The organism is Pseudomonas sp. NPDC087612, assembly GCF_044743505.1.
Taxonomy (GTDB): domain Bacteria; phylum Pseudomonadota; class Gammaproteobacteria; order Pseudomonadales; family Pseudomonadaceae; genus Aquipseudomonas.
In genome coordinates this window covers 85,894-111,930 of sequence record NZ_JBIUWO010000012.1, presented here as the reverse complement: position 1 = coordinate 111,930, position 26,037 = coordinate 85,894, and the positions used below count along the sequence as shown (strand labels likewise).

Annotated in this window: 26 protein-coding genes and 1 riboswitch; of the genes, 15 read left to right on the top strand and 11 right to left on the bottom strand. The window is 64.3% G+C overall.

The features are described 5' to 3' along the window. Positions 1–89: 89 nt before the first annotated feature. From ACIOVF_RS23415 to ACIOVF_RS23370, 10 genes are all read left to right on the top strand, one after another. Positions 90–1,898: a sigma-54-dependent Fis family transcriptional regulator gene (locus ACIOVF_RS23415; RefSeq protein ID WP_401292775.1), complete on the top strand. Its 1,809-nt coding sequence runs from the start codon at positions 90–92 to the stop codon at positions 1,896–1,898. Between the two features lie 5 nt (positions 1,899–1,903). After that, a riboswitch (cobalamin riboswitch) is annotated at positions 1,904–2,108 on the top strand. Between the two features lie 105 nt (positions 2,109–2,213). Next, on the top strand, positions 2,214–2,600 hold the full coding sequence (locus ACIOVF_RS23410; protein WP_045202155.1) for a ferredoxin: 387 nt from the start codon (positions 2,214–2,216) through the stop codon (positions 2,598–2,600). Continuing rightward, positions 2,597–3,529: an ABC transporter substrate-binding protein gene (locus tag ACIOVF_RS23405; protein ID WP_045202157.1), complete on the top strand. Its 933-nt coding sequence runs from the start codon at positions 2,597–2,599 to the stop codon at positions 3,527–3,529. Before ACIOVF_RS23410 ends, ACIOVF_RS23405 begins: the two co-directional genes overlap by 4 nt. A 133-nt stretch (positions 3,530–3,662) precedes the next feature. After that, positions 3,663–4,580, top strand: a complete 918-nt coding sequence (ctlX, locus tag ACIOVF_RS23400) for a citrulline utilization hydrolase CtlX (protein WP_093387627.1) — start codon at positions 3,663–3,665, stop codon at positions 4,578–4,580. Between the two features lie 20 nt (positions 4,581–4,600). Further along, positions 4,601–5,647 (top strand): ornithine cyclodeaminase, encoded by a 1,047-nt coding sequence (locus tag ACIOVF_RS23395; RefSeq protein ID WP_258716659.1) that lies wholly within the window; start codon positions 4,601–4,603, stop codon positions 5,645–5,647. Positions 5,648–5,895: 248 nt separating this feature from the next. Beyond that, the gene (locus tag ACIOVF_RS23390; RefSeq protein WP_401292770.1) at positions 5,896–6,675 is read left to right on the top strand and encodes an ABC transporter substrate-binding protein; all 780 of its coding nucleotides are present in this window, start codon (positions 5,896–5,898) and stop codon (positions 6,673–6,675) included. 75 nt (positions 6,676–6,750) lie between these two features. After that, on the top strand, positions 6,751–7,476 hold the full coding sequence (locus ACIOVF_RS23385) for an ABC transporter permease (RefSeq protein ID WP_038996184.1): 726 nt from the start codon (positions 6,751–6,753) through the stop codon (positions 7,474–7,476). Continuing rightward, complete coding sequence (locus tag ACIOVF_RS23380; protein ID WP_045202163.1) at positions 7,473–8,186, top strand: ABC transporter permease; 714 nt, start codon at positions 7,473–7,475, stop codon at positions 8,184–8,186. Before ACIOVF_RS23385 ends, ACIOVF_RS23380 begins: the two co-directional genes overlap by 4 nt. Before the next feature lie 3 nt (positions 8,187–8,189). After that, the gene (locus tag ACIOVF_RS23375) at positions 8,190–9,041 is read left to right on the top strand and encodes an ABC transporter ATP-binding protein (RefSeq protein ID WP_275560879.1); all 852 of its coding nucleotides are present in this window, start codon (positions 8,190–8,192) and stop codon (positions 9,039–9,041) included. Between the two features lie 12 nt (positions 9,042–9,053). Next, positions 9,054–9,548, top strand: a complete 495-nt coding sequence (locus ACIOVF_RS23370; RefSeq protein WP_010224632.1) for an Lrp/AsnC family transcriptional regulator — start codon at positions 9,054–9,056, stop codon at positions 9,546–9,548. A gap of 9 nt (positions 9,549–9,557) precedes the next feature. Here the strand turns inward: ACIOVF_RS23370 and ACIOVF_RS23365 are convergent, their stop codons facing one another. The 8 genes from ACIOVF_RS23365 to ACIOVF_RS23330 form a co-directional block, all read right to left on the bottom strand. Continuing rightward, positions 9,558–10,610, bottom strand: coding sequence for an AI-2E family transporter (locus ACIOVF_RS23365; RefSeq protein WP_123568392.1), 1,053 nt, complete (start codon positions 10,608–10,610; stop codon positions 9,558–9,560). 12 nt (positions 10,611–10,622) lie between these two features. Next, positions 10,623–11,390 carry a DUF4892 domain-containing protein gene (locus tag ACIOVF_RS23360; protein WP_249744445.1) on the bottom strand — a complete coding sequence of 256 codons (768 nt, stop codon included), beginning with the start codon at positions 11,388–11,390 and terminating at the stop codon, positions 10,623–10,625. Between the two features lie 145 nt (positions 11,391–11,535). Continuing rightward, positions 11,536–12,390 (bottom strand): alpha/beta hydrolase, encoded by an 855-nt coding sequence (locus ACIOVF_RS23355; protein WP_093385311.1) that lies wholly within the window; start codon positions 12,388–12,390, stop codon positions 11,536–11,538. Continuing rightward, entirely contained in the window at positions 12,387–13,181 is a 795-nt protein-coding gene (locus tag ACIOVF_RS23350; protein ID WP_093385316.1) for an alpha/beta fold hydrolase, read from the bottom strand. Before ACIOVF_RS23350 ends, ACIOVF_RS23355 begins: the two co-directional genes overlap by 4 nt. A 92-nt stretch (positions 13,182–13,273) precedes the next feature. After that, positions 13,274–13,621 carry a hypothetical protein gene (locus tag ACIOVF_RS23345; protein WP_045202171.1) on the bottom strand — a complete coding sequence of 116 codons (348 nt, stop codon included), beginning with the start codon at positions 13,619–13,621 and terminating at the stop codon, positions 13,274–13,276. A gap of 100 nt (positions 13,622–13,721) precedes the next feature. Continuing rightward, the gene (sixA, locus tag ACIOVF_RS23340; RefSeq protein ID WP_045202173.1) at positions 13,722–14,177 is read right to left on the bottom strand and encodes a phosphohistidine phosphatase SixA; all 456 of its coding nucleotides are present in this window, start codon (positions 14,175–14,177) and stop codon (positions 13,722–13,724) included. Further along, the gene (locus ACIOVF_RS23335; protein WP_213601989.1) at positions 14,174–14,521 is read right to left on the bottom strand and encodes a DUF4389 domain-containing protein; all 348 of its coding nucleotides are present in this window, start codon (positions 14,519–14,521) and stop codon (positions 14,174–14,176) included. Before ACIOVF_RS23335 ends, sixA begins: the two co-directional genes overlap by 4 nt. Before the next feature lie 13 nt (positions 14,522–14,534). Continuing rightward, positions 14,535–15,560, bottom strand: coding sequence for an NAD(P)H-dependent glycerol-3-phosphate dehydrogenase (locus tag ACIOVF_RS23330; RefSeq protein ID WP_045202177.1), 1,026 nt, complete (start codon positions 15,558–15,560; stop codon positions 14,535–14,537). Positions 15,561–15,731: 171 nt separating this feature from the next. Here ACIOVF_RS23330 and ACIOVF_RS23325 point away from each other — a divergent pair, with 171 nt between their 5' ends. The 5 genes from ACIOVF_RS23325 to fabB all read left to right on the top strand — a co-directional run bounded on the left by ACIOVF_RS23325 (position 15,732) and on the right by fabB (position 22,617). After that, a complete protein-coding gene (locus ACIOVF_RS23325; RefSeq protein ID WP_401292761.1) occupies positions 15,732–17,846 on the top strand; it encodes a TonB-dependent receptor plug domain-containing protein in 2,115 nt (704 codons plus the stop codon). Beyond that, complete coding sequence (locus ACIOVF_RS23320) at positions 17,846–18,739, top strand: ABC transporter substrate-binding protein (RefSeq protein WP_045202181.1); 894 nt, start codon at positions 17,846–17,848, stop codon at positions 18,737–18,739. The genes ACIOVF_RS23325 and ACIOVF_RS23320 overlap by 1 nt, the downstream gene beginning before the upstream one ends. Beyond that, positions 18,736–20,664 (top strand): ATP-binding protein, encoded by a 1,929-nt coding sequence (locus tag ACIOVF_RS23315; RefSeq protein ID WP_045202183.1) that lies wholly within the window; start codon positions 18,736–18,738, stop codon positions 20,662–20,664. Before ACIOVF_RS23320 ends, ACIOVF_RS23315 begins: the two co-directional genes overlap by 4 nt. 205 nt (positions 20,665–20,869) lie before the next feature. Then, positions 20,870–21,385: a 3-hydroxyacyl-[acyl-carrier-protein] dehydratase FabA gene (gene fabA, locus ACIOVF_RS23310; protein WP_045202185.1), complete on the top strand. Its 516-nt coding sequence runs from the start codon at positions 20,870–20,872 to the stop codon at positions 21,383–21,385. Positions 21,386–21,396: 11 nt separating this feature from the next. After that, complete coding sequence (gene fabB, locus ACIOVF_RS23305) at positions 21,397–22,617, top strand: beta-ketoacyl-ACP synthase I (protein WP_045202187.1); 1,221 nt, start codon at positions 21,397–21,399, stop codon at positions 22,615–22,617. 57 nt (positions 22,618–22,674) lie between these two features. On the opposite strand, the gene ACIOVF_RS23300 is transcribed toward fabB, so the two are convergent. The 3 genes from ACIOVF_RS23300 to ACIOVF_RS23290 all read right to left on the bottom strand — a co-directional run bounded on the left by ACIOVF_RS23300 (position 22,675) and on the right by ACIOVF_RS23290 (position 25,978). Then, entirely contained in the window at positions 22,675–24,300 is a 1,626-nt protein-coding gene (locus tag ACIOVF_RS23300) for a methyl-accepting chemotaxis protein (protein ID WP_045202189.1), read from the bottom strand. 139 nt (positions 24,301–24,439) lie between these two features. Then, on the bottom strand, positions 24,440–24,904 hold the full coding sequence (locus ACIOVF_RS23295; RefSeq protein WP_045202191.1) for a DUF3859 domain-containing protein: 465 nt from the start codon (positions 24,902–24,904) through the stop codon (positions 24,440–24,442). 66 nt (positions 24,905–24,970) lie between these two features. Beyond that, positions 24,971–25,978 (bottom strand): amidohydrolase family protein, encoded by a 1,008-nt coding sequence (locus ACIOVF_RS23290; protein ID WP_401292755.1) that lies wholly within the window; start codon positions 25,976–25,978, stop codon positions 24,971–24,973. Positions 25,979–26,037: the final 59 nt, after the last annotated feature.

Here is a 26,037-nt window from a genome sequence, read left to right as displayed (position 1 = left end):
TGAACAGCCGCGGCATTGACAATGAACAGGACTGAACAACACTGGATCACACAAAAACAACAACACTGCCGCCGGCAGAGGACGGGCCCATGGCCGCATCCACCAGCGCCCATGCGCAACTGATCCAGGCGTCCTGGCAGCGCTGCCGCGCCTACGGCCTGGACCACCAGTCGCAACCGCAGTTCGGCGACGCATCTGCTGTGCAGGTCAGCGAGCTGCTCGAACGCCAGCACTCGCTGCTGGGCACCACTCGCGACGAGGTGCTGCCGCAGTACGCGCACCTGCTGGGTAACTCCAGCTACCTGATCATGCTCAGCGACGATCACGGCCAGTTGCTCGATGCCTGGGGCACCCGGCGCTTTATCGACCCGCGCCAGCGCCACGGCTTTGTCGCCGGTGCCTGCTGGCGCGAGCAAGGGGTGGGCACCAACGCCATCGGCACCGCCCTGGCCATCGGCGAGGCGGTGCATGTCAGCCAGGACGAACACTTCCTCAAGCTCAACCGCTTCATGGCCAGCGCCGCCGCGCCGCTGTTCGATGCCGAGCGCCAGCTGATCGGCGTGCTCGATGTGTCCAGCGACAGCTACCTGCCGACGGCGCAAACTCAGGGCCTGGTACGGATGATGAGCCAGAGCCTGGAGAACCGCCTGATCCTGGCGCGTTTTGCCGGGCACTACCAACAGCTGAGCTTCAACACCGGGGCCAACAACCTCGACAGTCAATGGGCCGGGCTGCTGGTGTTCGATGACCAGGGCCGGGTGCTGGCGGCCAACCGTCGGGCTGACAGTCTGCTTGGGCAGAACCCACTGCAATTGAACCTGGAGCAGTTGTTCCGCACGCCGCTGGCGCAACTGTTGGCCCACCGGGCTGACCAGCCATTTGCGCTGCAGGTGGCCGGGCGCAACCGCTTCCATTGCCTGCTGCATGCCCCCACAGCATCACCCACAGCAGCGCTCAACCGCCCGCAACCAAGCTGCGATCCGCGTATCGACAAGGCCCTGCGCCAGGCCGGGTTGCTGCTGGAAAAAGACATCCCGCTGTTGATCGAGGGCGAAACCGGCGCCGGCAAGGAGGTCTTTGTCACTGCCCTGCACCGCGCCAGTAGCCGCGCCACGCAGCCATTGATTGCGGTGAACTGCGCGGCGATTCCGGCCGATCTGGTCGAGTCGGAGCTGTTCGGCTACGAGAAAGGCGCGTTCACCGGCGCCCACCACAAGGGCAACATCGGCCTGATCCGTAAAGCCGACCATGGCATTTTGTTTCTCGACGAAATCGGCGACATGCCGCTGCCCACCCAGGCACGCCTGCTGCGCTTTCTGCAAACCCGCAGCATCCAGCCACTGGGCAGCGGCGAACCGACGCCGGTGGATATCCGCGTGGTCTCGGCGACCAACCACAACCTCGCCGAACAGGTGCGCCTGGGTCATTTTCGCCAGGACCTGTACTACCGCATCGCCGGCCTGAGCCTGATGCTGCCACCGCTGCGCGAACGCAGCGACCGCCTGGCCCTGATCGAACAGCTCCACCAGCAGTACCGCGAACCGGGGGCACCGACGCAATTGCCCGGCAAAGTGCTGGAACTGCTGCTTCAGCACCCCTGGCCGGGCAACCTGCGACAACTGGCCAGCGTGCTGCAGGTGGCCCTGGCGTTGGCCGGCGAACGGCCGATTGCCGTGGAGCACCTGCCCGACAGTTTCTTTGCCGACCTGCCTGAGGCCAAGCCCGCCGCGCCAGTGCTGGCCACGCCGGCAAACACTGACGATCTCGGCCAGCGCCTGCGTGCCCTCAATGGCAATATCTCGGCCCTGGCCCGGGCCCTCGGCATCAGCCGCACCACCCTGTACAAGCGCCTGCACACCCAGGGCCATACCGGCGCAGTTGACGAACGCCTGGGCTGATGGTCAGATGCCTGCCAGTTTCAGGTGCCTGCCGCCGCCGTGCGTCAGGTGAAACGGGAAGCCGGTGCGTCGTTATCGACCAGTCCGGCGCTGCCCCCGCAACGGTAAGCGAGTGAAGCATTCAACACGCCACTGTGCCCACAGGCACGGGAAGGCGAATGACTTTACGCCTCGCAAGCCCGGAGACCGGCCTGAAGCCCCACGACTGCATGCAGTCACTTAGGCAAACCTGCGGAGGGCGGGCACGAGCCGGCTGCCTGGCGCGTGTTGGCCGGGGCCCTCCTGTGCGCTTCGCGAATATTTTTCGAGAAGTCCATGACAGCAACAACCCCCAAGCGTCGCCGCGGCCGCCTCGCCGAAGAGCAAATCCAGAGCAAGCCGGAGTGGTCGCAGATCCCCGAGCATACCCGCCATGTGATGCTCTGCACCGGCCCGCGCTGCGTACAACGCGGTGCCCTGCCACTGTGGAAAGTCCTGCGCCGCGAGCTGCTGGTGGCCAACCGCATCGAAACCACTGACGGCGTGCTGCTGACCCGCAGCCATTGCCAGTTCCCGTGCAACCTCGGCCCGGTGCTGACGGTATATCCGGACCGCTGCTGGTACCGGGTAGCCAACGCCGAAGACGCTCAGCGCCTGGTGCGTGTGCACCTGATCGACGGCCAACCGGTGCCCGAGTTGCTGCTCAACGGCCAGGGCTCATGAGGGGGTTGGGCGCCAGCGTGCTGGCCCTGTTGAGCAGCAGCGCCATGGCCCTGGACTATCAGAACTGCGGACACACCTGGCAACTGCCACAGGAGCGCCCGCAACGCATCCTGGCCCTCAACCAGCACGCCGCCGACCTATTGCTGGCCCTGGACGCCGGCCCGGCGCTGGCCGCCGTCAGCTATATAGATGATGACGCCCAGGCGTTGACCAGCGGACGCTATCGCGGCGTCCCCCTGCTGTCGCGTCGCTACCCGGCAACCGAGGTGGTCTATGCCCAAGGTTACGACCTGCTGGTCGGCGGCTTTGCCAGCGCCTTTCGTGACCGCGACGGGGTCGCCCCGCGCACCACCCTGCAGGCCAACGGCATCGCCAGCTACCTGCTGGAAAACGCCTGCGCGCCAGCGCCGGAAAACGGCTTTGCCGCCATTGAACAAGACCTGCGCAGCCTTGGCCACCTGTTGCAGCGCGAGGCCCGGGCCAGCCAGTTGATCACCCGCCAGCGCCAGGACCTGGCCGCCGCCAAAACCATCGCCGGGCACAGCCCGCCGCTGTCGGTGTTCTACCTCGACAGCGAGGTCAACGGCCTGCAAAGCGAAGGCAAGCGCGGTTTCATCACCCAGTTGATCGACGCAGCAGGCGGGCGCAACCTGTACGCCGAGGTGGAGCTGAACCGGGTTACGGTCGATGCCGAGCGCCTGCTGCGCGCCGATCCTGACGTGATCATCCTTGCCGATGCGGTGTGGTCACCGGCCGCCGGCAAGCGCGCCTACCTGCGCCAGCACCCGGCGCTTTCGCACCTGCGCGCGGTGCGCGACGACCGCCTGATCGACCTGCCCTTCAGCCATATCGTGCCCGGCGAACACAGCGCCCGTACCGCCCTGACCCTGGCGCGCCAACTGCTCGCCTTGAAGCAACAGCGGCCTTGACCCGTCGCAGCAGAATCCGCTGCCAAACCCACTATTTCAGCTTTACCGGCTGAGCACCCAATGCGCTTCAGCCGGGATTTATCGTTGATCACGTCGACAATAAGCACACAGCCAACCCCGGATGCGTGCCTCGATGCAAACAACAAATACAGTCTTGATGATCCGCCCGGCGCGGTTCGCCTTCAACCCGGACACCGCCCTCAACAACCGTTTCCAGCAAGCCCTGCTCGACCCGCAGCAGGCACAGCAGAAAGCGCTGGAAGAGTTCGATGGCTACGTCGATACCCTGCGCCAGCACGGTGTCGAAGTGCTGGTGGTGCAGGACACCCCGGCGCCGCACACCCCTGATTCGATCTTCCCCAACAACTGGTGGAGCAGCCACGCCGACGGCAGCCTGGTGCTCTACCCGATGGAGGGCCAGAACCGCCGCCTGGAGCGCAGCAAGGGCGTGCTCAAAGTGCTTGAAGAGCGCTTCGCCGTCCGTCAGACCATCGATCTGAGCCCCTTGGAACAGCAGAGTATGTATCTGGAAGGGACCGGCAGCATGGTCCTCGATCGCGAACACCGGATCAGCTACGCCTGCCACTCCGGGCGCACCCACACCCAGGCCCTGCGCCTGTTCGCCGAACAGCTCGATTATCGCCTGTGCCTGTTCCACGCCGTCGACCGCCACCAGGCACCGATCTATCACAGCAACGTGATGATGAGCGTCGGCCGCGGGCTCTCGGTGGTCTGCCTGCAGGCGCTGCCCGAGGCCGATGAGCGTCGCGCCCTGGAGCATTCGCTGCGCGACACCGGCAAGGACATCCTGGCCCTGGACTTCGACCAGCTCGAAGGCTTTGCCGGCAACATGCTCGAAGTCCACGACAAGCAAGGCCAGCCACTGCTGGTGATGTCGCGCAGCGCCTGGCGCTCGCTCACCCCAGAACAACGCCGGCAGGTCGAGCAGCACAGCCACCCGGTGGTGGTGAACATCGACCATATCGAGCGCATCGGCGGCGGCAGCGCGCGCTGCATGCTCGCCGAAGTGCACCTGCCTGTCCGTCACTGATTACAACAAAGGAGTTCACCATGACCCGCTATATCGACGTTACCGACCTCAGCCGCCTGGTGGCACGCAAAGGCCTGAGCACCTGCATCAGCGAGATGGCCGAGTACATCCGTGAGGACTACCTGCGCTGGCACGACTTCGAAAAATGCGCGCGCCTGGCCAACCACTCGGCCGACGGGGTGATCGAGCTGATGCCGGTGTCCGATGCCAACCTGTACGCCTTCAAGTACGTCAACGGCCACCCGAAAAACACCCAGCGCGGCATGCTCACAGTGATGGCCTTCGGCGCCCTGGGCGACGTTGATAGCGGCGCGCCGGTGCTGCTTAGCGAGATGACCCTGACCACCGCCATCCGCACCGCCGCCACCTCGGCCCTGGCCGCGCGCTACCTGGCGCGCAAAAACAGCCGCAGCATGGCGCTGATCGGCAACGGCTCACAGAGCGAGTTCCAGGCCCTGGCCTTCCATGCCCTGCTGGGCATCGACGACATCCGCCTGTATGACCTGGACCCTGCGGCCAGCGCCAAGCTGGTGGCCAACCTCGCCGCCTTCCCGGCCATCAAGGTCAGCGTTGCCGGCTCTGTCGCCGACGCGGTGCGCGGCGCCGATATTGTCACCACGGTGACTGCCGACAAGGCCTACGCCACCATCCTCACCCCGGACATGATCGAGCCTGGCATGCACCTGAATGCCGTCGGCGGCGACTGCCCGGGCAAGACCGAACTGCACCGCGAGATCGTCGAGCGCGCCCGGGTGATCGTCGAGTACGAACCGCAAAGCCGCATCGAAGGCGAAATCCAGCAAATGCCTGCCGACTCGCCCACCACCGAATTCTGGCAAGTGGTCAACGGCCAGGCCGCCGGGCGCGAAAACGCCGAGCAAGTGACCCTGTTCGATTCGGTCGGCTTTGCTCTAGAGGACTATTCGGCCCTGCGCTATGTGCTGGACGTCGCCAAGGCCCTGGACATCGGCAGCGAGATTGCCCTGGTGCCGGAGCTCAAGGACCCGAAAGACCTGTTCGCGCTGCTGCGCGCCCCGGTTGCAGACCTGCAGAAAAAACGCGCCTGAGGCCGACCGATTCTGCCGCGCCGCGGTGCGGCAGATCGGAAACCGCTGCACACGAAGCTCAAACAGGAGGTGCTCCAGCCGATTCGGCTGCCATTCACGCGTTAACAGCAAAATCCGGCAGCCGACGCCGGCGCAAACGACACAAAAAAAACGTCGTCATCGCGCATTCTGAGCCCGACCAGAGAGTCACTAAAAGACCAGAAGCGCACCACTGCCCTACATCAACTATAAAACTCAGGGATACTCATATGACTTCGCTGCGAAAGCTCCTCAGCGTGCTGCTCCTGCCACTGTGCGCAAGTGCGGTGCAGGCCAAGGAATGGACCGAGATCCGTTTCGGCGTCTACCCCGAATACCCCCCTTTTGAATCGGTTGCCGCCGATGGCAGCCTGCAAGGCTTCGACATCGAACTGGGCAACGCCATCTGCGCCAAGCTGCAGGTCAAATGCACCTGGGTGCATAACGAATTCGACGGCATGATCCCGGCCCTGCGGGCACGCAAGTTCGACGCGATCATGTCGTCGATGGCGGTGACCTCGGCGCGGCAGAAACAGATCGATTTCAGCGCCAAACTGTTCCTCAGCCCGACCTCGGTTATCGTGCGCAAGAGCGCCGACTTCGGCGATACCCCGGAATCGCTCAAAGGCAAGCAGGTCGGCGTGCTGCAAGGCTCGCTGCAGGAAGCCTACGCCCGCGCCAAACTGGCGCCGCTGGGGGCCCAGGTCAAGGCTTATCAGGCCCAGGACCAGAACTACGCCGACCTGCTCAACGGCCGTCTCGACGCCACCTTGACCGACAAGCTCGAAGCCCAGCTCAACTTCCTTTCCAAACCCGAAGGCGCCGACTTCAAGAGCGGCCCGGCGATCAAGGACCCGACCCTGCCCCTGGATATCGCCATGGGCCTGCGCAAGAACGACAGCGAGCTCAAGGCCCTGCTCGACAAAGGCATTGCCGCGGTGCACGCCGACGGTACCTTCGCCGAAATCCAGAAAAAATACGTCGGCGACCTGGATATCTACAACGAGTAAGCCGTGTAGTCGCGATCGGCTCGCCCTGAGCTGATCGCGCCCGCATTTGCCCTGCGTCCTACCGAGATTTTTCCCGTGAACGACTTCCTTCACTCCCATGGCTGGCAGGCCTTGAGCCTGCAGGGCTTCGGCCCGCTGTTGCTGCAAGGGACCTGGATGACCCTGAAACTGGCACTGTTGTCGCTGGCCCTGAGCCTGGCACTGGGCCTGTTCGGTGCCAGCGCCAAGCTCTCGCGGCTGAAACTGCTGCGGGTACCGGCCACCCTGTACACCACGCTGATTCGCAGTGTGCCGGACCTGGTGCTGATCCTGCTGATTTTCTACACTTTGCAATTGTGGCTCAACGACCTGACCGAGCTGCTCGGCTGGGACTACTTCGAGATCGACCCGTTCACCGCCGGGGTCATCACCCTGGGCTTTATCTACGGCGCTTACTTCACCGAGAACTTTCGCGGGGCGATCCTCAGCGTCCCGGCCGGGCAACTGGAAGCCGCCACGGCCTACGGCCTGAGCCGCGCGCAACGCTTTCGCCTGGTGCTGTTCCCGCAACTGATGCGCTTCGCCCTGCCGGGCCTTGGCAACAACTGGCTGGTGCTGCTCAAGTCCACTGCGCTGGTGTCGATCATCGGCCTGGCCGACCTGGTCAAGGCCGCACAGAACGCCGGCAAGACCACCAACAACACCCTGTACTTCCTGATCATCGCCGGGCTTGTGTACCTGCTGATCACCACCCTCTCCAACCGTCTGTTCAAGCACCTGGAGCGGCGTTACAACACCGGTATCAAGGGGCTGGCACGATGATCGAACTCTTTGAGCAATACGGCCAGGCCTACCTCTACAGTGACGGCGCCGGGCTTTCCGGGCTGGCCATGACCCTGTGGCTGTTCGTCATCACCATGGTCCTGGGCTTTTTCCTGTCGCTGCCGCTGGCCCTGGCGCGGGTCTCGCGCAGCCTGTGGTTGCGCTGGCCGGTGGAGTTCTACACCTTCGTGTTCCGCGGCACGCCGCTGTATATCCAGCTGTTGATCTGCTACACCGGCCTGTACGGGCTGGAGGTGGTGCGCGATCACGCCCTGCTCGACCAGTTCTTTCGCAATGCGCTGAACTGCACCCTGCTGGCTTTCGTGCTCAATACCTGCGCCTACACCGTGGAGATTTTCGCCGGGGCGATTCGCAATATCCCCCATGGCGAGATCGAAGCGGCCCAGGCCTACGGCCTGCACGGCTGCAAGCTGAACCTGTTCGTGGTGCTGCCGGCGGCTCTGCGCCGCTCATTACCGGCTTACAGCAACGAGCTGATCCTGATGCTGCACGCTACCTCGCTGGCTTTTACCGCCACCATCGCCGACATCCTCAAAGTCGCCCGCGATGCCAATGCCGCCACCTTCCTGACCTTCCAGGCCTTCGGAACCGCGGCACTGCTGTACATGTTGCTGTCCTTCGCGCTGGTCGGGCTGTTTCGCCTGGCCGAGCGGCGCTGGATGGGTTTTCTTGTTCCTGCCCGAGGCTAACTCATGACCACTACCGCACACGCCTTGTCGACCGGCGAGCACACCCACGGCACGCGTCCAAGCCCGCGCATTGCCAGCGTCGCCGCCGACGCCACGGTAAAACTGAGCGTTGCCGACCTGCACAAACGCTACGGCGATCATGAAGTGCTCAAGGGCGTCTCGCTGCAGGCGCGCAAAGGCGACGTGATCAGCCTGATCGGTGCCAGCGGCTCAGGCAAGAGCACCATGCTGCGCTGCATCAACTTCCTTGAGCAACCCGATGCCGGGGTCATCACCCTCGATCAGCAGACCATCGAAATGCGCCAGGGCCGCGCCGGCAGCCGGGCGCCGCACCCGGCGCAGTTGCAGAACCTGCGCACGCGCCTGGCCATGGTGTTCCAGCACTTCAACCTGTGGAGCCACATGACGGTGCTTGAGAACATCTGCATGGCGCCGCGGCGGGTGCTCGGGGTCAGCAGCCAGGAAGCCGAAGCCCGCGCACGCAAGTACCTGGACAAGGTCGGCCTGCCGGCCCGCGCCGCTGACCAGTACCCGGCGTTTCTTTCCGGTGGCCAGCAACAGCGGGTGGCGATTGCCCGGGCACTGGCCATGGAGCCGGAAATCATCCTCTTCGATGAACCGACCTCGGCCCTCGACCCGGAGCTGGTCGGTGAAGTGCTGAAAGTCATACAGACGCTGGCCGAGGAAGGCCGTACCATGCTCATGGTCACCCACGAGATGGGCTTTGCCCGCCAAGTGTCGAGCCAGGTGCTGTTTCTGCATCAGGGCCGGGTCGAGGAACAAGGAAGCGCCGAGATACTTGACCAGCCGCAGAGCGAACGCCTGCAGCAATTTCTTTCCAACCGTTTGAAGTGAAGCCGAACCTGCATGGATACCAAGGTCAACAGCCCACAGACCACGCCGCCCCTGGACCGGATCGACGAAGCGATCATCGATGTGTTGCGCCACAACGGGCGCATCACCTATGAAAAGCTCTCATCGCTGGTGCACCTCACCCCTCGCCCATGTCTGGAACGGGTGCGCAAGCTGGAACGGCGCGGAGTGATTCGCGGCTATGGCGCGATCATCGATGTGCAGATGGTTTCGCCGGGGCTGTCGCTGCTGGTGCTGGTGGCCCTCTCCAACCAGAGCGGGCGCGCCGCGCAAAAGGCCTTCGAGGCCTGCGTGCGCGCCTGCCCGCAGGTGTTCGACTGCCAGCTGATCAGTGGCCACTTCGACTACAGCTTGCGCATGCGCTGCCGTGACATGGAGCACTACCGGGTGCTGACCGAAACCTGGATGAACAACGACGAGCTGCACATCGACAAGCTGGTCGCCCACCCGGAGCTGGCGGTGGTGAAGAACACCGCCCCCCAGCTCTAGGCCACCAACTCAGGTACGCGGCGGCGCCACCGGCCCGCTGCGCGACCAATCGAGCAACAGGCTGTAGGCCACCGCCAGCAAGGTCGGGCCGATGAACAGGCCGATAAAGCCGAAGGCCAGCAAGCCGCCAAACACCCCGAGCAAGACGATCACCAGCGGCAGGTTGCCGCCACGGCTGATCAGGTAGGGCTTGAGCACGTTATCGACGCCGCTGATGATGAAGGTACCCCACAAGCCGAGGAACACCGCCATGCCGTACTCGCCCTGCCAGGCCAGCCAGGCAGTGGCCGGCACCCAGGCCAGCGGTGGGCCCATGGGAATCAGGCTGAGCATGAAGGTGACGATCCCCAGCACCAGCGCCCCTGGCACCCCGGCAATCAGGAAGCCGATCAGCGCCAGTACCGCTTGCGCCGCAGCGGTGCCGATCACGCCGTTGACCACCCGTTGCACGGTACCGGCCACCAGGTCGAGGTAGTACTCGGCGCGCTCGCCGATCAGGCGGTCCAGCAGGCGCAGGACAAACGCCGCCAGGCGCGGCCCGTCACGGTAGAAGAAGAACACGAAGACCAGGCTCAGGGTCAGCTCGAGAATGCCGCTGCCGATCTGCGCGCTGCGCGCCAGCAGCCAGTTGCCGACCTGGCCCAGGTACGGCTTGATGGTGACCAGCAACGCCGCGCCTTGCTGGTCAATGGTGTTCCACATGCCCACCAGGCGCTCGCCGACAAAAGGCACGCTGCCCAGCCAGCCCGGCGCATCGGGCAGACCATCGACCTGCACGTCGCGCACGAAGGCGGTGGCATCGCGAATGTGATCGGCCAGGTTGAAGCCCAGCCACACCAGCGGCAACGCCACCAGCAGTATCCACAAGGTGGTCAACAACCCTGCGGCAAGGGTTTCGCGACCGCCAAGCAGGCGCGTCAACAGACGCATCAGCGGCCAGCTGGCGTAGGCCAGGATGGCCCCCCAGAGCAGCGCCGAAATGAACGGTGCCATCACCCAGAGGCCGGCGCCAAGCAGCGCCAGCAGGATGATCTGCACCAGCAGGCGGTCATTATTGGGCATCATGTTTCTCGATCAACGAATCAGTTCGACGTGGAAACCATCAGTCTCGGCGCTACCCACTTCCAGTCGCGCTGGACGCACCCCGGCCTTTACCAGTTGCTCACGCCAGTCTTGTGCCTTGGCCCCGCTCAGGCTCACGCGCAAGGTGGTGTTGTTGTTCAGGCTGCGCCCGATCAGGTTGACCCAGGCCGCAGGCGGCTCGCCGTTCAAGTCAGGGTAGTCGAGCTTGCCGGTGTCGAGCAGTTCGCGCATCAAGGTGGCTGGCGTGGGCAGCAACTCACCCAGGGGCGCATCGGCGACGAACTCTTCGACGTGCAGATAGGCGCGCTTGTTGCCACGGGTGATGCTGTACAGGGCGACCAGGGTGTTGCTCTGCTCGGCGGAGCGGCGCAGCAGAATGAACGCCTGTTGCTCGTCGGCACCCGACAACGTGCGGTTCTTGAACACCTCGTTGGCCCACAGGCTGTTCTCGCCACAATCACGCGCCTGGCACCAGAACAACGGATAACCGCCATCGTTCTGCAGGGCTTCGCGGGCGGCGGTGAAGGCTTCGTTGGCACTGCGCTCGCGGGGCAGCTCATAGGTGGTGGAGCTGACCTGGCCGCGGCTTTCGATCTTGCCCTCGACCCGCAGCTGATTGCTGATCTTGCGCAGGCCGCCCAAGGGATAGATGCGCTCCTGCGGTACCGCCGCGCGCTGATCGACCACCTTGGCGTCCAGCGGAACCGGCAGGCCGTCGGCCAGCAACGGCAGGCTGGCGAGAACGCCGAGCCCGGCCATGGCCGCCCGGGTAAGCAATTTGAGCCTCATAGGCTCGTCACCGAGCGCGGGGCGTCAAGGTGGTCAAATGATGTGGCGTTGTCTTGCTCGTTCATGGTTGTCTCCCTGTTCAACCCGCCAAGCCTCGACAGTTGCCGGTCACAAGTCAAGAAATGCCAAAGAAGCGATTGAAACAGTCTGCAACAAGGGTTGCGCCGGCCTCGTCATTCAGGTGCAGATGATGACCGCCCGGCAGTTGTTCTCGCTCAAAGGGTAGCTGCTCGAGCAACTCGCTGTGGCGCGCCAGCATGCCGTCGGCGGCCACCACCAGTTTCGCCGGGCAGGCGATGCGCTGCACGAAGCTCATGGCCTGGGCCTGGTTCAGTCGCGTGGGCGATGGCAGGGTCAGGCGGCTGTCGCTGCGCCAAGTGTAGCCACCGGGTACCGGCATCAGCCCACGTTGGGCAAGTAGCTCGGCCGCCTCGCGGCTGACCGCCACCAGGCCCTTCATGCGTGCCTCGATGGCCTGCTCGAGGGTCGAGTGCACGGCCTTGCGCTTGCTGTCCAGGCGCAGTTGCGCCTGCAGGGCCATGCCCATGCGTTCGGCGGCATCCTGCGGGCCGCTGGTGGGCGGGATGACCCCGTCGATCAAGGCCAGGCGGGTGATGCGTTCGGGCAAGGCGCCGGCCAGCAGCACCGAAATGATCGCCCCCAGCGAGTGCCCGAGCAGGGCAAAGCGCTCCCAGCCCATCTGCTCGGCCACCCGCAGTACATCGTGGGCGTAGTCGGCCAGGGCGTAGCCGGCGCCGGCCGGGCGATGCTCGGAATGGCCATGGCCGGCCAGGTCCAGGGCGAGGATGCGCAGGCCCTTGAGCCGGGGCGCCAGGCGGGCAAAGCTGTTGGCGTTGTCCAGCCAGCCGTGCAGGGCAATCACCGGCAAGCCGTCGGCCGGGCCGAACAGGTGCGCGGCCAGCTCGATATGGCCCAGGTTCAGGCGTACTTCTTCCATTTCAGTGCTCATGTCGGGGTGTCCTGCCAGCGCTCGAACAGGCCCTTGATCAGGCTGGCGGTATCGCTCGGGTGCTCCAGCGGAAACATATGACCGCCCGGCAGGCTGTGGTATTCGCCCCTGGGCATGCCACGCACGGCCAGGGCGTGATGGCGCTTGACCACCCGGCTGTGGCTGCCACGGACCATGGCCAGGGGCAGCTGCAGCTGTTTGGCCGGGCTCGGGCTGGTGTGCGGCAGGCTGCGGTAGATGCTGATCTCGGTAGCCGGGTCAAAGCGCAGGCGCAAGCCGTCTGCGCCGGGCTGCAAGCCATGCTCAAGGTAGGCGTCCAGACATTCGGGATCGAAATGGCGGAACAGCGTTTTGCCAGCGAAATAGGCCCGTGCGCTGTCACGGTCGGCAAAGGCTTCGCGGCGGCCCAGGGTGCGCCCGGCCGGGGTGATGCGATCGATGAAGCCCATGCGCTTGGCGGCCTGGATCAGCCACTGGTCGACCCGGGTCAACACCGGCGAATCGAGCATCACCACGCCGCGGTAGTACTGCGGGCAGCGCAGCGCCGCATGCAGGTGCAACACACCCCCCAAAGAATGCCCGACGCCCCAGACCGGGCCCGGCTGTTGCTCCAGGTGATGGATCAGCTCGTCGACCAGGTTCTGCCAGTTGTCGTTGACCGGAAAGCGCGGATCGTGGGCATGCTGGGCCAGGTGGCTGACCTGATAGTCCGGCGCCAGCGCCGCAAAGAGCTTGCCGTAGGTGGCCGAGGGAAAGCCATTGGCATGGGCGAAGAAGATCTGCTGCGACATGGCCGCCAATCCAGAAGGAAGTGATGGCTCATTGTCGGCAACCGTGCCCGTGGCGGCAATGTCCGGAAAAGCCATCGGCGACGGCAATCAGGTCAATACTCGCCGAAACTGGCCATCGAGCGGCGCAGGCAGGCCTGCATATAGGCCAGTTGCTGCTCGAGGGCTTCGCGGGCGCGACGCTTGTCTTCGACATCGAGCTCAAGCCGGCGCAGGGCCAGGCAACTGGTCTGCAGCAGGTGTGACATGCGAATGCTGGCCTGGCGCAGTTGCTCCAGCTCGTACTGGCCTTCGAACTTGCGCAGCAGGTAGTCGAGCTTGGCGTCGGCGCTGTCCTGCAACATGCGGTACTCGGCAAAGTCCAGCGCCTGGTGCTTTTGCACCTTGTCGAGCGCCGGCTGCACGTCGGCCGAGTACACCAGATCCAGATGTCTACTGCTCATAGTCCAATTCCCTGGGACACCCTGCCCCGCAACTTCAACGCACGCTAACAAGGTGTACCGGGCACGACAACTGGTAAAAATGCTAGGTCGATCAGCGGATTTATGGATGATTCAGGCCACGCAAGGTCATCAGCCCCGCCAGCGGCCACTCACCCTCGAGTTCGGCCAGGCTGGCGGTGCTCATCGGCGCCGGAGGTTGGCGGCTGCCATGCGCCAGCAGGCTGACCAGGTTGCCCACCAGCGGCTGGTGACTGACCAGCAACACTTCGTTCACGCCCAGGTTTTCCAGCTCGCTGATTACCGCGTGCGGGTCACTGTCGGGGGTCAGCCACGGCACGGTCTGCACCGGTTTGCCGAAGCCGAGGGCTTCGTGGACCAGCGCCGCAGTCTGCTGGGCGCGCACATAGGGGCTGGCGAGAATCACCTGCAGCGGCTGCCCGAGCAACTGCGCCGCGCTGCGCAGCACCTGCTCGCGGCCATGGGCGGTGAGCCGGCGCTCGGCATCGGTGTTGGCTCGCTGCTCGGCCTCGCCGTGACGCAGCACCCACAGTTTCACAGCTTTGGCTCTTCGTCGCGCACCGGGTGCGGAGCAGCCGGCACGCTGTGGGCAGCCTCGCCTTCGGGCGCACGCGGGGTTGGCCAGTCGGCGAAAGGCCAGGGCTTCTGGTCACTGTGGAAGCTGCCGAAGCGGCCGATCTGGGCCAGGAACTGGCTGAGGCTGTCGCCGAAATTCATCAGGCTGGCACTCGGTGCGCCGTAGATCAGCCGGTAGATCAGTTGCACCAGCACCAGGCCACCGAGCAGCAGCTCGGCCAGTTGCCAGACCACCAGGAACACCAGCATCCACAGCACGCGCAAGATGATCGACTCGCGCTGGGTCTGGTTTGAAGAATCGTTCATGTCCTGCTCCTGCTTAGTTGAAACCGCTGGTGGAGATAAAGTCGACATCGGTTTTCGGCTCGCCGCGCATCAGCAGCTCGATCACCTGGGTCAGGGTCCGGCCTTCGAACAGGATCGCATGCAAGCCGGCGACCAGGGGCATGTACACCTGGACCTCCTGGGCTTTGACCTTGAGCACCTTGAGGGTGTTCACCCCTTCGGCGACTTCGCCCAGGCGGCTGACCGCCTCGTCCAGGCTCAGGCCCTGGCCCAGGGCATGACCGACCTGGTAATTGCGGCTCTTGGGCGAGGAGCAGGTGACGATCAGGTCACCGACCCCGGCCAGGCCCAGGAAGGTCATCGGGTTGGCGCCCTGGCTGACGGCGAAGCGGGTCATCTCGGCCAGGGCGCGGGTAATCAGCATGCTCTTGGTGTTCTCGCCCATACCCAAGGCCACGGCCATCCCGGCAATGATTGCGTAGACGTTCTTCAACGCCCCGCCCAGCTCGACACCAAAGCGGTCGCCGCTGGCATAAACACGGAAGGTGCGTCCGTGCAGCACAGCCTGGACCTGCTGGCAGAGGGCCTCGTCTTCACTGGCGACTACGGTGGCGGTCAGCGCGTGCTCGGCCACTTCGCGGGCCAGGTTCGGCCCGGACAGCACGCCGATGCGCGCCTGGGGGGCGATTTCTTCGAGGATCTGGCTCATCAGCTTGAAGCTTTGCGCCTCGATGCCCTTGGTCAGGCTGACCAGCATCTTGCCGCCCAGCAACTGGGCGTGGGGCGCCAGCACGCTGCGCAGGGCGCTGGAAGGCAAGGCGACGAAGATCAGCTCGCAGGCCTGCAGGGTCGCCAGCAGATCATTGACCGGCTCGACCCCGGCATGCAACTTGATGCCCTTGAGGTAGCGCGGGTTCTCGCGGTTGCTGCGCATGGCCTCGGCCTGCTCGGGGTCGCGCATCCATTGGCGCACCCGAACACCGTTTTCTGCCAGCAGATTCGCCACGGCGGTGCCGAAACTCCCGCCTCCCAGAACTGCAACAGGCTGCTGTTCAGTCATATCCAATCCGTTAAAACCAATTTAAGTGGCGACCTGCGCATTATACGGAGCGCCGGTGCCAGAGCCAGTGGCAGATGACCGAATCGCCGTTGGGAACCGTCGCGCCATGACTGGAAAATGCCCACCACTCGGTTAACATGCCCGACTTGAACCTGTTACCAAGGCCGCACTGTGTCTTTTGGCCCGACCTGCAAACGCCCTTTATTACTGCTGACTGCCCTGCTCAGCGGCCCCAGTGTGGCTGACGACCTGTTCGTCGACAGCCAGGCTTTGCCGCAAGTGCTCACCGCCACCCGCCTCAAGCAATCGCCAGCGGCGGTGCCGGGCAGCATGACCGTGCTCGACAACGCGCTGATCCGCGCCAGCGGCGCCCGCGACATACCCGAACTGCTGCGCCTGGTGCCGGGGATGATGATCGGCTACGGCGCCGGCAACCAGCCGACGGTCAACTACCACGGCAGCAACGTCAACGATGCCCGGCGCATGCAGGTGCTGATCGACGGCCGCTCGGTGTACCGCGCAGGCCTGGCCACGGTGGACTGGAGCGATATCCCGCTGGCCATGGAAGACATCGAGCGCATCGAGGTGTTCCGCGGCCCCAACACCGTCAGTTACGGCGCCAATGCGCTGATGGCGGTGGTCAATATCCTCACCCGCAGCCCGGCCGACAGCCACGGCACGCGCTTGAAAGTCACCCGTGGCCAGCGCGGCATCAATGACTGGTACGCAAGCCAGGGCCTGGGCTGGGACGGTGGCGACCTGCGTCTGTCATTGTCGGGCATGCAGGACGACGGCTTCGACGAGAACCACCTGGGCCAGGACTACCGCGACAGCCGCCGCCTGAACCGCCTGAACCTCAGCGCCAGCCACACCCTGGCCAGCAACCAGAGCCTGGAGTGGCAGTTCGCGGCCAAAGAAGGCAGTGACCAGCGTCCTTATACCTATAAACCGGTGTTTCCCTACGTTACTGCCGCCGGCAACAACGCCGACCTCAACGCCAAGGACTACGCCGGCTCGCTGCGCTGGAACATCGACTTCAACCCGAACCATAGCCTGTACATCCAGGGCTCGGCCCAGCACTGGGAACGTGAACAGGTGTGGCGCGCCTGCGATGCGGCGCTGTCGTTCAGCCCGCAACTGACCCAGCTCTGGCGCCTGAACCCGAACTACGCCGAGCAGGTGGCGCGTAACATCACCTCACCCCTGCCCGCCGGCAGCAGCAGCGAGGAGACCGCGCTGGCAACGCAAGTCCAGCAGCAATGGCGCAACGGCGGCGCGCAGCAGGTGTGCGGCGACATCGACCAGAGCACCCGGGAAACCCGCTACGACCTTGAAGTGCAGGACACCCTGAGCCTGTCCGACAGCCTGCGCCTGGTCAGTGGCGCCAATTACCGCTACGACCGCGCCGACTCGCAGACCTACTTCAATGGCAGCCTCGACGACAGCACCTGGCGCCTGTTCGGCCACCTGGAATGGCGCGCCGACGAGCACTGGATCCTCCAGGGCGGGGCCATGTACGAAGATGCCCGGCTGTCCGGCAGCTCGCTGACCCCGCGGGTGGCGGTCAACTACCTGATCACCCCGCGCCATGGCCTGCGCGCGGTGTACTCGGAGGCGGTGCGCTCGCCGGACATGTTCGAGAACAACGTCAACTGGAGCTACCGGGTCAATAACCTGGAACCTGGCGCTTTCGGCCAGCGCGACGCCGATTACTTCGTCAAGACCCGCGGCCCGGGCGATCTCGAGCAAGAGCGCATGCGCTCGCGGGAACTGGGCTATAACGGTTACTTCGCCGATGCCGACCTGAGCGTCGACCTCAAGCTGTTCTACGACGAAATCACCGGCATGATCAGCGAACCGCTGCGCAACAACCAGTACATTGCCAGCAACAGCAACAAGGCCCGCTTCAGCGGCAGCGAAGCGCAGCTGGACTGGCGCCTGAGCCCGGCCGATCGCCTGCGCCTGACCTACGCCTACGTCGATGCCTGGGCCAGCAACCCGGCCGACCGGCGCCTGAGCGCCCACAACAGCGGTTCGGCCGGCTGGCTGCGGGACTGGGGCGGCGGCTGGTCCAGTGCGCTGTTCTACTACGGCGACGATGCCCTCAACCAGTACCGCTTCGAACGCGTCGACTTACGCGTGGCCAAGCACCTGCGCTGGAACCGTACAAGCCTGGAACTGGCCGGCATGCTCCAGCAGCGCCTGGATGACGAGCCGACGACCATCTACGACAACCGCTATGACAGCCGTCACGTGCTGTCTTTCAGTGCGGAGCTGGCGTTCTGATGCGCCGCCTGCGGCGCTGGCTGCTGCTGGTCTGCCTATGGCCCCTGGGCAGCCTGTCGGCCAGTGAGATCCTGCTCACTGCCAGCCAGGACAACCCCGGCGTGCGCAGCTTCGTCGACGCCTTGCGCGAGCGCCGCCCGGCTGACCAGGTGCGCTTCGTGCCGGTGGCCGAGCTGCCACGACCGAGCCAGATTAAAGCCGCCACCCGCTTGATCCTGCTCGATGGCGCCAGCCTCGAATGGCGCCTGAGCGAAAGCGCCGGTCCACCGGCGCTGGCCTTGCGCGTCAGCCGCGTCCAGGCCCAACAGCGTCTGGGCAGCCTGCGCCCGCCTTACCTGAGCCTGCTATGGAGCGACCCGCCGCTGGCCCGCCAGCTGCGCCTGACCCGCTACCTGTTGCCGCAGGCCAAGCGCGTGGGCGTGCTGTATGCCGAGCACAGCCAGTTTCTGCTCGACGAGTTGCGCAAGGCGGCCAGCCCGTTGGGCCTGGAGATCATCGCCGAAGCCTGGCCAGACCTGCGCGACAGCCGCCCACTGCAAAGTCTTCTGCAAAACAGCGATGTACTGCTGGGCATCGACGATCCACAGTTGTACAACTCGAAAACGGCGAAAAACGTTCTGCTCAGCAGCTATGGCCGGCAAATGGCGCTGATCGGGCCTAATGCCGGCTTCGTCAAGGCCGGCGCCCTGGCCAGTACCCTGAGCGATCAGGACGACTGGCTGGCGGTGCTCGAGCGGCTGCTCAACCAGGCCCCCAATCGCTGGCCACGCACGCTCTATCCGGATCACTTCAACGTGCTCGGCAACCAGCAGGTGGCCCGCGCCCTGGGCATCGAAGCGATTGACCCGTCCGCCGCCGCCCTGGCCCTGGCCGAAGGAGAAAGCACACCATGAGACGGCGCCTGAGCTGGGACATCCACACCCGCACGCAGATCATCAGCCTCGGCCCGGCCCTGTTGCTGACCCTGCTGCTGATCAGCTTCTTTACCTTCGTGCGTATCCAGGATTTGCGCCAGGAGCTCAACCACACCGGTCAGTTGATCGCCAACCAGTTGGCCCCGGCCTCCGAATACGGGGTAATCGCCGGTAATAACGAAGTGCTCGAAAGCCTCATGCGCGCGACCTTGAGCATCCCCCACGTGCGCTTTCTCGAGGTCCAGGACAGCAGCAACCATATCCTCGTGTATGTCGAGCAGCCGGACGAAAGCAACAACCGCGCACAGCAGGTCGAAGTGTTCCAGGCCCCCATTCGCCTGCAGCAGATCCGCCTGGACAACGACTTTTTGCACAGCAACGCACCGGCCAGGAGCATCGGTGACGACTATCTGGGCCGGGTAATCGTCGGCATGTCGGACGATGCCTTCAGCGAGCGCCAGCAGGAAATCGTGGTCAAGGCCGGGATCCTCGCGCTGTTTGCCCTGCTGTTCACCTTTATCCTCGCCCGGCGCCTGGCCCTGAGCCTGGCCAAGCCGATCAGCGACATGGGCCATGCGGTCAAGGCCATCCAGCAAGGGCAGTTCAATGCGCCGCTGCCGGTGGTCGACGACAGCGAACTGGGCCATCTGGCGCGGCACATCAACAACCTTGCCAGCGCCCTGGGCACGGCCAGCCATGAACAACAGCAAGCCATGTCGCAACTGATCCAGGCCCGCGAAGAAGCCGAACAGGCGAACAAGGCCAAATCCGACTTCCTGGCGATGATGAGCCACGAACTGCGCACGCCCATGAACGGCGTCATGGGCATGCTGCAGCTTCTGGAAACAACCCCGCTCAACGAGGAGCAGGCCGAATACACCGCGGTGGCCAGCGAGTCGACCGGGCACCTGCTCAAGGTCATCAACGATATCCTCGATTTCTCGCGCATCGAGCGCACCAACCTCGAGCTTGAGCATATCGACTTCAACCTCGGCGAGCTGATCGGCAGCAGTGTGCAGTCGTTCCAGCACCTGGCCCAGCAGCGCCAGCTGGAGCTGCAACTGCGCCTGCCGCCGGGCATGGAACAACTGCAAGTGGTGGGCGACCCGACGCGCATCCGCCAGGTGCTGCTCAACCTGATCGGCAACGCCCTGAAGTTCACCGAGCGCGGCAGCGTGCACATCGAACCGCGCTGGCAGGTGCTCGACCGCCAGCTGATCTGGTTCACCTGCGCGGTGCGCGACACCGGCATCGGCATCGACAGCACCCGCCTGGAGATGATGTTCGTTGCCTTCCAGCAAGCCGACAGCTCGATCTCACGCCGTTATGGCGGCACCGGCCTGGGCCTGTCGATCGCCCGCACCCTGGCCGAGCGGATGGGCGGAACCCTGCGCGGCGAAAGCCGTGAAGGCCTGGGCTCGACCTTTACCCTGGAAATGCCCCTGGCCCTGTCGACCGCGCAAACGCCGCGCCTGCCCAGTGGCCTGACCCGCCCCGAAGACGACGGCCAGGGCCGACGGATCCTGCTGGTCGAGGACAATCCGGTGAACCAGACGGTGATCGAAGCGATGCTGCGCAGCCTGGGCTTTGAAGTCTGCGTTGCAGTTGATGGCGCCCAAGCCGTGGCCCAGGCCGGACGTCAGCGCTTTGCCGCCGCACTGATGGATTGCCGCCTGCCGATCATCGATGGCTACGAGGCCACCCGGCGCATTCGCCTGCTGCCACAGGCGGCGGCCATGCCGATCATCGCCCTGACCGCCAATGCCTTGCAGGGCGATCGCGAGCGTTGCCTGAACGCCGGCATGAACGACTACCTGGCCAAGCCGTTCAAACGCACTGATCTGCAGCAAATTCTGCAACGCTGGCTGCCCGGTCAGACAGCTGTGACTGGCGATAAATGCTAAATTGCGGCAGTCTAAGAGACTGGACAAGCGCCGCGAAGGGCTTGAAAATAAAATTTCAGTGCACAAGTGTACTTCTTTGCCCCGTGCGCTGTGACTTTCACTACAACGCAATAGTCTATGTGTAGGCTGCCGGCTCAAACGCTAGCGTTTTGGGACGGCCGGGAAGATTTGCCCCCTGCCGCACGGGGACTATTGAGGAGCTCGCATGACCAAACAAAACGCCTTTACTCGGGAAGACCTGCTGCGCTGCAGTCGCGGTGAGCTGTTCGGCCCAGGTAACGCGCAACTGCCCGCCCCGAACATGCTGATGGTTGATCGCATCACCCATATCAGCGCCGAGGGTGGCAAGTACGGCAAAGGTGAATTGGTCGCCGAGCTGGATATCACCCCGGACCTGTGGTTCTTCGCCTGCCACTTCGAAGGTGATCCGGTGATGCCGGGCTGCCTGGGCCTGGATGCCATGTGGCAGCTGGTCGGTTTCTACCTCGGCTGGCAAGGTTTGCCGGGCCGTGGCCGCGCCCTGGGTTCGGGCGAAGTGAAATTCTTTGGCCAGGTCCTGCCGACCGCCAAGAAAGTCACCTACAACATTCATATCAAGCGCGTCCTCAAAGGCAAGCTGAACATGGCCATCGCCGATGGTTCGGTCAGCGTCGACGGTCGCGAGATCTACACCGCCGAAGGCCTCCGGGTCGGCGTCTTCACCTCCACTGACAACTTCTAAGGGTTATCCGCATGCGCCGCGTCGTTATCACTGGTCTGGGCATCGTTTCGTGCCTGGGCAATGACAAAGAGACCGTCTCCGCCAACCTGCGTGCAAGCCGCCCTGGCATCCGATTCAACCCGGAATATGCCGAAATGGGTCTGCGTAGCCAGGTTTCCGGCTCCATCGACCTCAACCTCGAAGAACTGATCGACCGTAAAATCTACCGCTTCGTTGGTCACGCCGCTGCCTATGCCTACCTGGCAATGGCCGACGCGATCAAGGACTCGGGCCTGACCGAAGAGCAGGTTTCCAACCCGCGTACCGGCCTGATCGCAGGCTCCGGCGGCGCCTCGACCCTGAACCAGATGGAAGCGCTGGACATCCTGCGCGAGAAAGGCGTCAAGCGCGTTGGCCCGTACCGCGTCACCCGGACCATGAGCAGCACCGTCTCGGCGTGCCTGGCCACCCCGTTCAAGATCAAGGGCCTGAACTACTCCATCGCCTCGGCCTGCGCCACCAGTGCTCACTGCATCGGTACCGCGATGGAACAGATCCAGATGGGCAAGCAGGACATCGTCTTCGCCGGTGGCGGTGAAGAAGAGCACTGGAGCCAGTCGTTCCTGTTCGACGCCATGGGCGCCCTGTCCAGCAAGCGCAACGACACCCCGGAAAAAGCCTCCCGCGCCTACGACGCTGACCGTGACGGTTTCGTCATCGCCGGCGGTGGCGGCATGGTCGTGGTTGAAGAGCTGGAACACGCCCTGGCCCGTGGCGCCAAGATCTACGCCGAAATCGTCGGCTACGGCGCGACGTCCGATGGCTACGACATGGTCGCGCCAAGCGGCGAAGGCGCCATCCGCTGCATGCAGATGGCCATGTCCACCGTCGACACCCCGATCGACTACCTGAACACCCACGGCACCTCGACCCCGGTGGGCGACGTTGCCGAGATGAAGGGCGTTCGCGAAGTGTTCGGCGACAAGGCTCCGGCCATCAGCTCGACCAAGAGCCTGTCCGGTCACTCCCTGGGCGCCGCCGGCGTTCACGAAGCGATCTACTGCATGCTGATGATGGAGGGCAACTTCATTGCCGGTTCCGCCAACATCGACGAGCTGGACCCGGAAGTGGCCGACCTGCCGGTGCTGACCAAGACCCAGGAAAACGCCAAGATCGATACCGTGATGAGCAACAGCTTCGGTTTCGGCGGCACCAACGCTACCCTGGTACTCAAGCGCTGGGCTGGCAAGTAAGGGCTTGCCCCTTGCACTCAAAACGCCCCGACTCGTCGGGGCGTTTTTGTTTGTGCCTTACACCGAAAAGCGCCCCACCAGCCCATTGAGCTCAATCGCCAGCTGTGACAACGCCTGGCTCGCCGCATTGGTCTGATTCGCCCCCGCCGACGTCTGCATCGCCAGGTCGCGAATATTGGTCAGGTTGCGATCCACCTCCCGCGCCACCTGCGCCTGCTGCTCCGAGGCACTGGCGATCACCAGGTTGCGCTCGTTGATCAGGCTGATGGCCGCGGCAATCTCCTCCAGCGCCGCCCCGGCGGCATGTGCGCCTTCCAGGGTGCCGCGCGCCCGCTCGTTGGTCTGCTGCATACCCTCGACCGCACGATTGGTGCCCTGCTGGATGCCGTCGATCATCTGCTCGATTTCCCGGGTCGACTGCTGGGTGCGATGGGCCAGTGCCCGCACCTCGTCAGCCACCACGGCAAAACCGCGCCCGGCATCACCGGCGCGCGCCGCCTCAATCGCCGCGTTCAGGGCCAACAGGTTGGTTTGCTCGGCAATCGCGCCGATCACATCCAGCACCTTGGTAATGCCATGCACCTGTTGCGCCAGTTGCCCGACCTCTTCGGCGTTGGCGGTGACGCCAGCGGCCAGGTCTTCGATCGAGGTCACGGTCAGGCGCACCTGCTCGCGCCCTTGACGGGCGATGCGGTCGGACTCGCGCGAGGCTTCGGAGGTGGCCACGGCATTGCTCGCCACCTCCTCCACTGCCGTGGTCATCTGGTTGACCGCGGTGGCCGCCTGTTCGATTTCCTGGCTTTGCTGCATCAACCCGCGGGTGGCATCTTCGGTTACCGCGCTGAGCTCTTCGGAGGCCGAGGCCAGCTGGCTGGAAGAATCGGAGATGCGCCCGATGGTATCGCGCAGGCTTTGCTGCATCTGTTTCAAGGCCGCCAGCAAGCGCGCCGGCTCATCCTTGCCCTGCACCGAGATCTGCGGGGTCAGGTCGCCAGTGGCCACCACTTCGGCGACCTGCAGCGATTGCGCCAGCGGCCGGACAATACTGCGGGTCAGGGTCAGGGCCAGGACCACGGTGAGCACCACGGCGGCGATCAGCAAGCCGATCACCCAGATCCGCGCCTGCGTGTAGACGACTTCAGCAAGGTCGGTGGCGCTGTTGGCATGCTGATTATTGAGCGCGATCAGCTCGTTGAGGCTGGCGGTCATCTGGTCGGCGAGCTGGTTCATCTCGCCATTGACCATGGCCACCGCCTCTTCCACCCGGTGCTCGGTGGACAACTGCACCACCTGGGCCTGCAGCTTGAGGTAGCGCCGCTCCAGGTCCAGGTAGCGGTCGAACAGGGTCTGTTCTTCAGGCAGGACGATCAGCGCCTGGTACTTCTGCTGGGCCTTGTCCAGACCGGACTTGATCTCTTCGATGCGCGACTTGTTCTGCTCCAGCGCCGCCGCATCGCGATTGACCAAAAGGCGCAGGGTCAAGGCGCGGATGCGCAACATGTCCTGGGTCATCTGCCCGACCGAGATCACGCTGGGCAACCAGTTGCTGTCGACCTGCTCGGACTGCTGGCGCATGCTGGTCATCTGCATCAGGGCAAACGCACCCAAGGCAAACACCAGCGCTGCCACCAGGCCGAAGCCCAGGCCGGCCCTGGGCGCGATATTCATGCTTCTCAAGCTCATCTTCTGGCTCCCTCCAAAAGCGCTGCTCAATAGGGCAGCAGTCCTTGCTTCTAGACGGTATCGGCCTGTGGAAAATTTGCGTAAGACGAAAACGTGATATCAAAAGGCCTTATGATCGCGACGCCAGGGTCGCCCTGCCTCAGCGCACGGTAAAGCGCTGCTCGGCCAGCAGGCGATCGCCCTGAAAGACCATGAAATGCCATTGCCCCGGCACCACTTCGTGGTTCTCGGTGAACTCGTAGGCCATGACATCCTGGACCGCACCGGGCACCAGCTTTTGCACCACTTCGAACTTGTCGTGGCGCTTGCCGTCGGGTGTGCGCACGCCAGGGGTGAGGTACAGCAGGGTCAGCGGCGTGTCCTCGGCGACCTTGCCTTCCAGGCGGTAGCGCATACCGAACTTGCTACCCAGGCGCGCCGGGATTTCATCGGTAGGCTGGATGGTCTGGTTGCTCTGGCTCAGCACCCGTTCACCGGGCTGGAAGTTCTGGTGGCGGGTTTCGAACAGGCCGTACTCGACCGGGCCTTCGACGCGAACCTCGGCAGCGGCCAGGCCACTGACCAGCAACAGCCCGCACAGGGCGCTGAAACGACGTGGAAACATAGTGCACTCCATCAGGTTGATGGCGGCAGGCTATGACGCGGGCATGACAAGCTGATGACAGTGCTGTCATTTGCGCGCCTTGGGCAGCACCGCGAGGAAGTTGTCGCGGGCGACCTTTTGCGCCACCTCGGCAGGCAAGGCATCGAGAAACGGATCGAAACCATGCAACTGTTCGCCCAGGCTGTTGAAGCGCCCGACCACGTCGGAGCCAAGCATGAAGCGCTCAGGGAAGCGCTTGACCAGCGCCAGCCACTCAGCCCTGGACTTGCCCTTCTCATCCAGCAGATAAGGCTGCAGCACGCTCCAGGACAGGTCTATGTACAGGTTCGGGTAATCCTCGAGCATCCGTGTCAGGGTCGGCAGCAGAAAATCCAGCTGCGTCTGGTGCCGATGAATCTCCATACTGGTGCCGGCATGGGCCCAGATGAAGCGGGTGTGCGGGTGATTGCGCAACGGTTCTTCGATTTCCGCCAGGTACAGCGGGTTGCGTTCGCGCTTGGAGGTGATGTTGGAATGGATCAGCACCGGCAGGTCCTGCTCGGCGGCCAGGTGATAGATGCGGGTCATGGCCTCGTTGTTGGCCCTGGGCGTGTCGCCGCTGGTCAACGCGGTGAGGTCGTCGTGGCGGGTGAACACCTCGCCGATCCCCTGCCACAGGCCCGGGTGCAGCGCGAGCATGCGTTCGATGTGGGCCACGGCGTTCTTGTCTACCGGGTTGAAGCCGGTGAGAAACGGATGAAAGCGCTGGCGCTGCTCAGGCGTGAGCTTCTCCAGCGCCGCAGCAACGTAGATGTCGGTGGCGCTGTACCAATAGGCATCGGCATCGTCGCCCGCGTAGTAACGCGGGCGCTTGGGCTCGTCTTCGTGCCACTTCTTGGCCACCGGGATGCCGGAAATCATCGACTGGTCGATGCGCGCCTCATCCATGGCCTTGAGCAAGGCGTCCATGCCGGCGGTTTCCTGGAAAAAATCGACGTAATGCAGGTGCGCATCACTGTAGTGATACTCGCGCGCCTGCGCCGCCTGCAGCGACAGCCCCAGCAACAGCGCCCAGCCCAGACACCTGGCAATCATTTCACATTCCTTCTGGCCGATTCAGACAGGGTAGACCGGAGCGAACACACGCCAGTTCA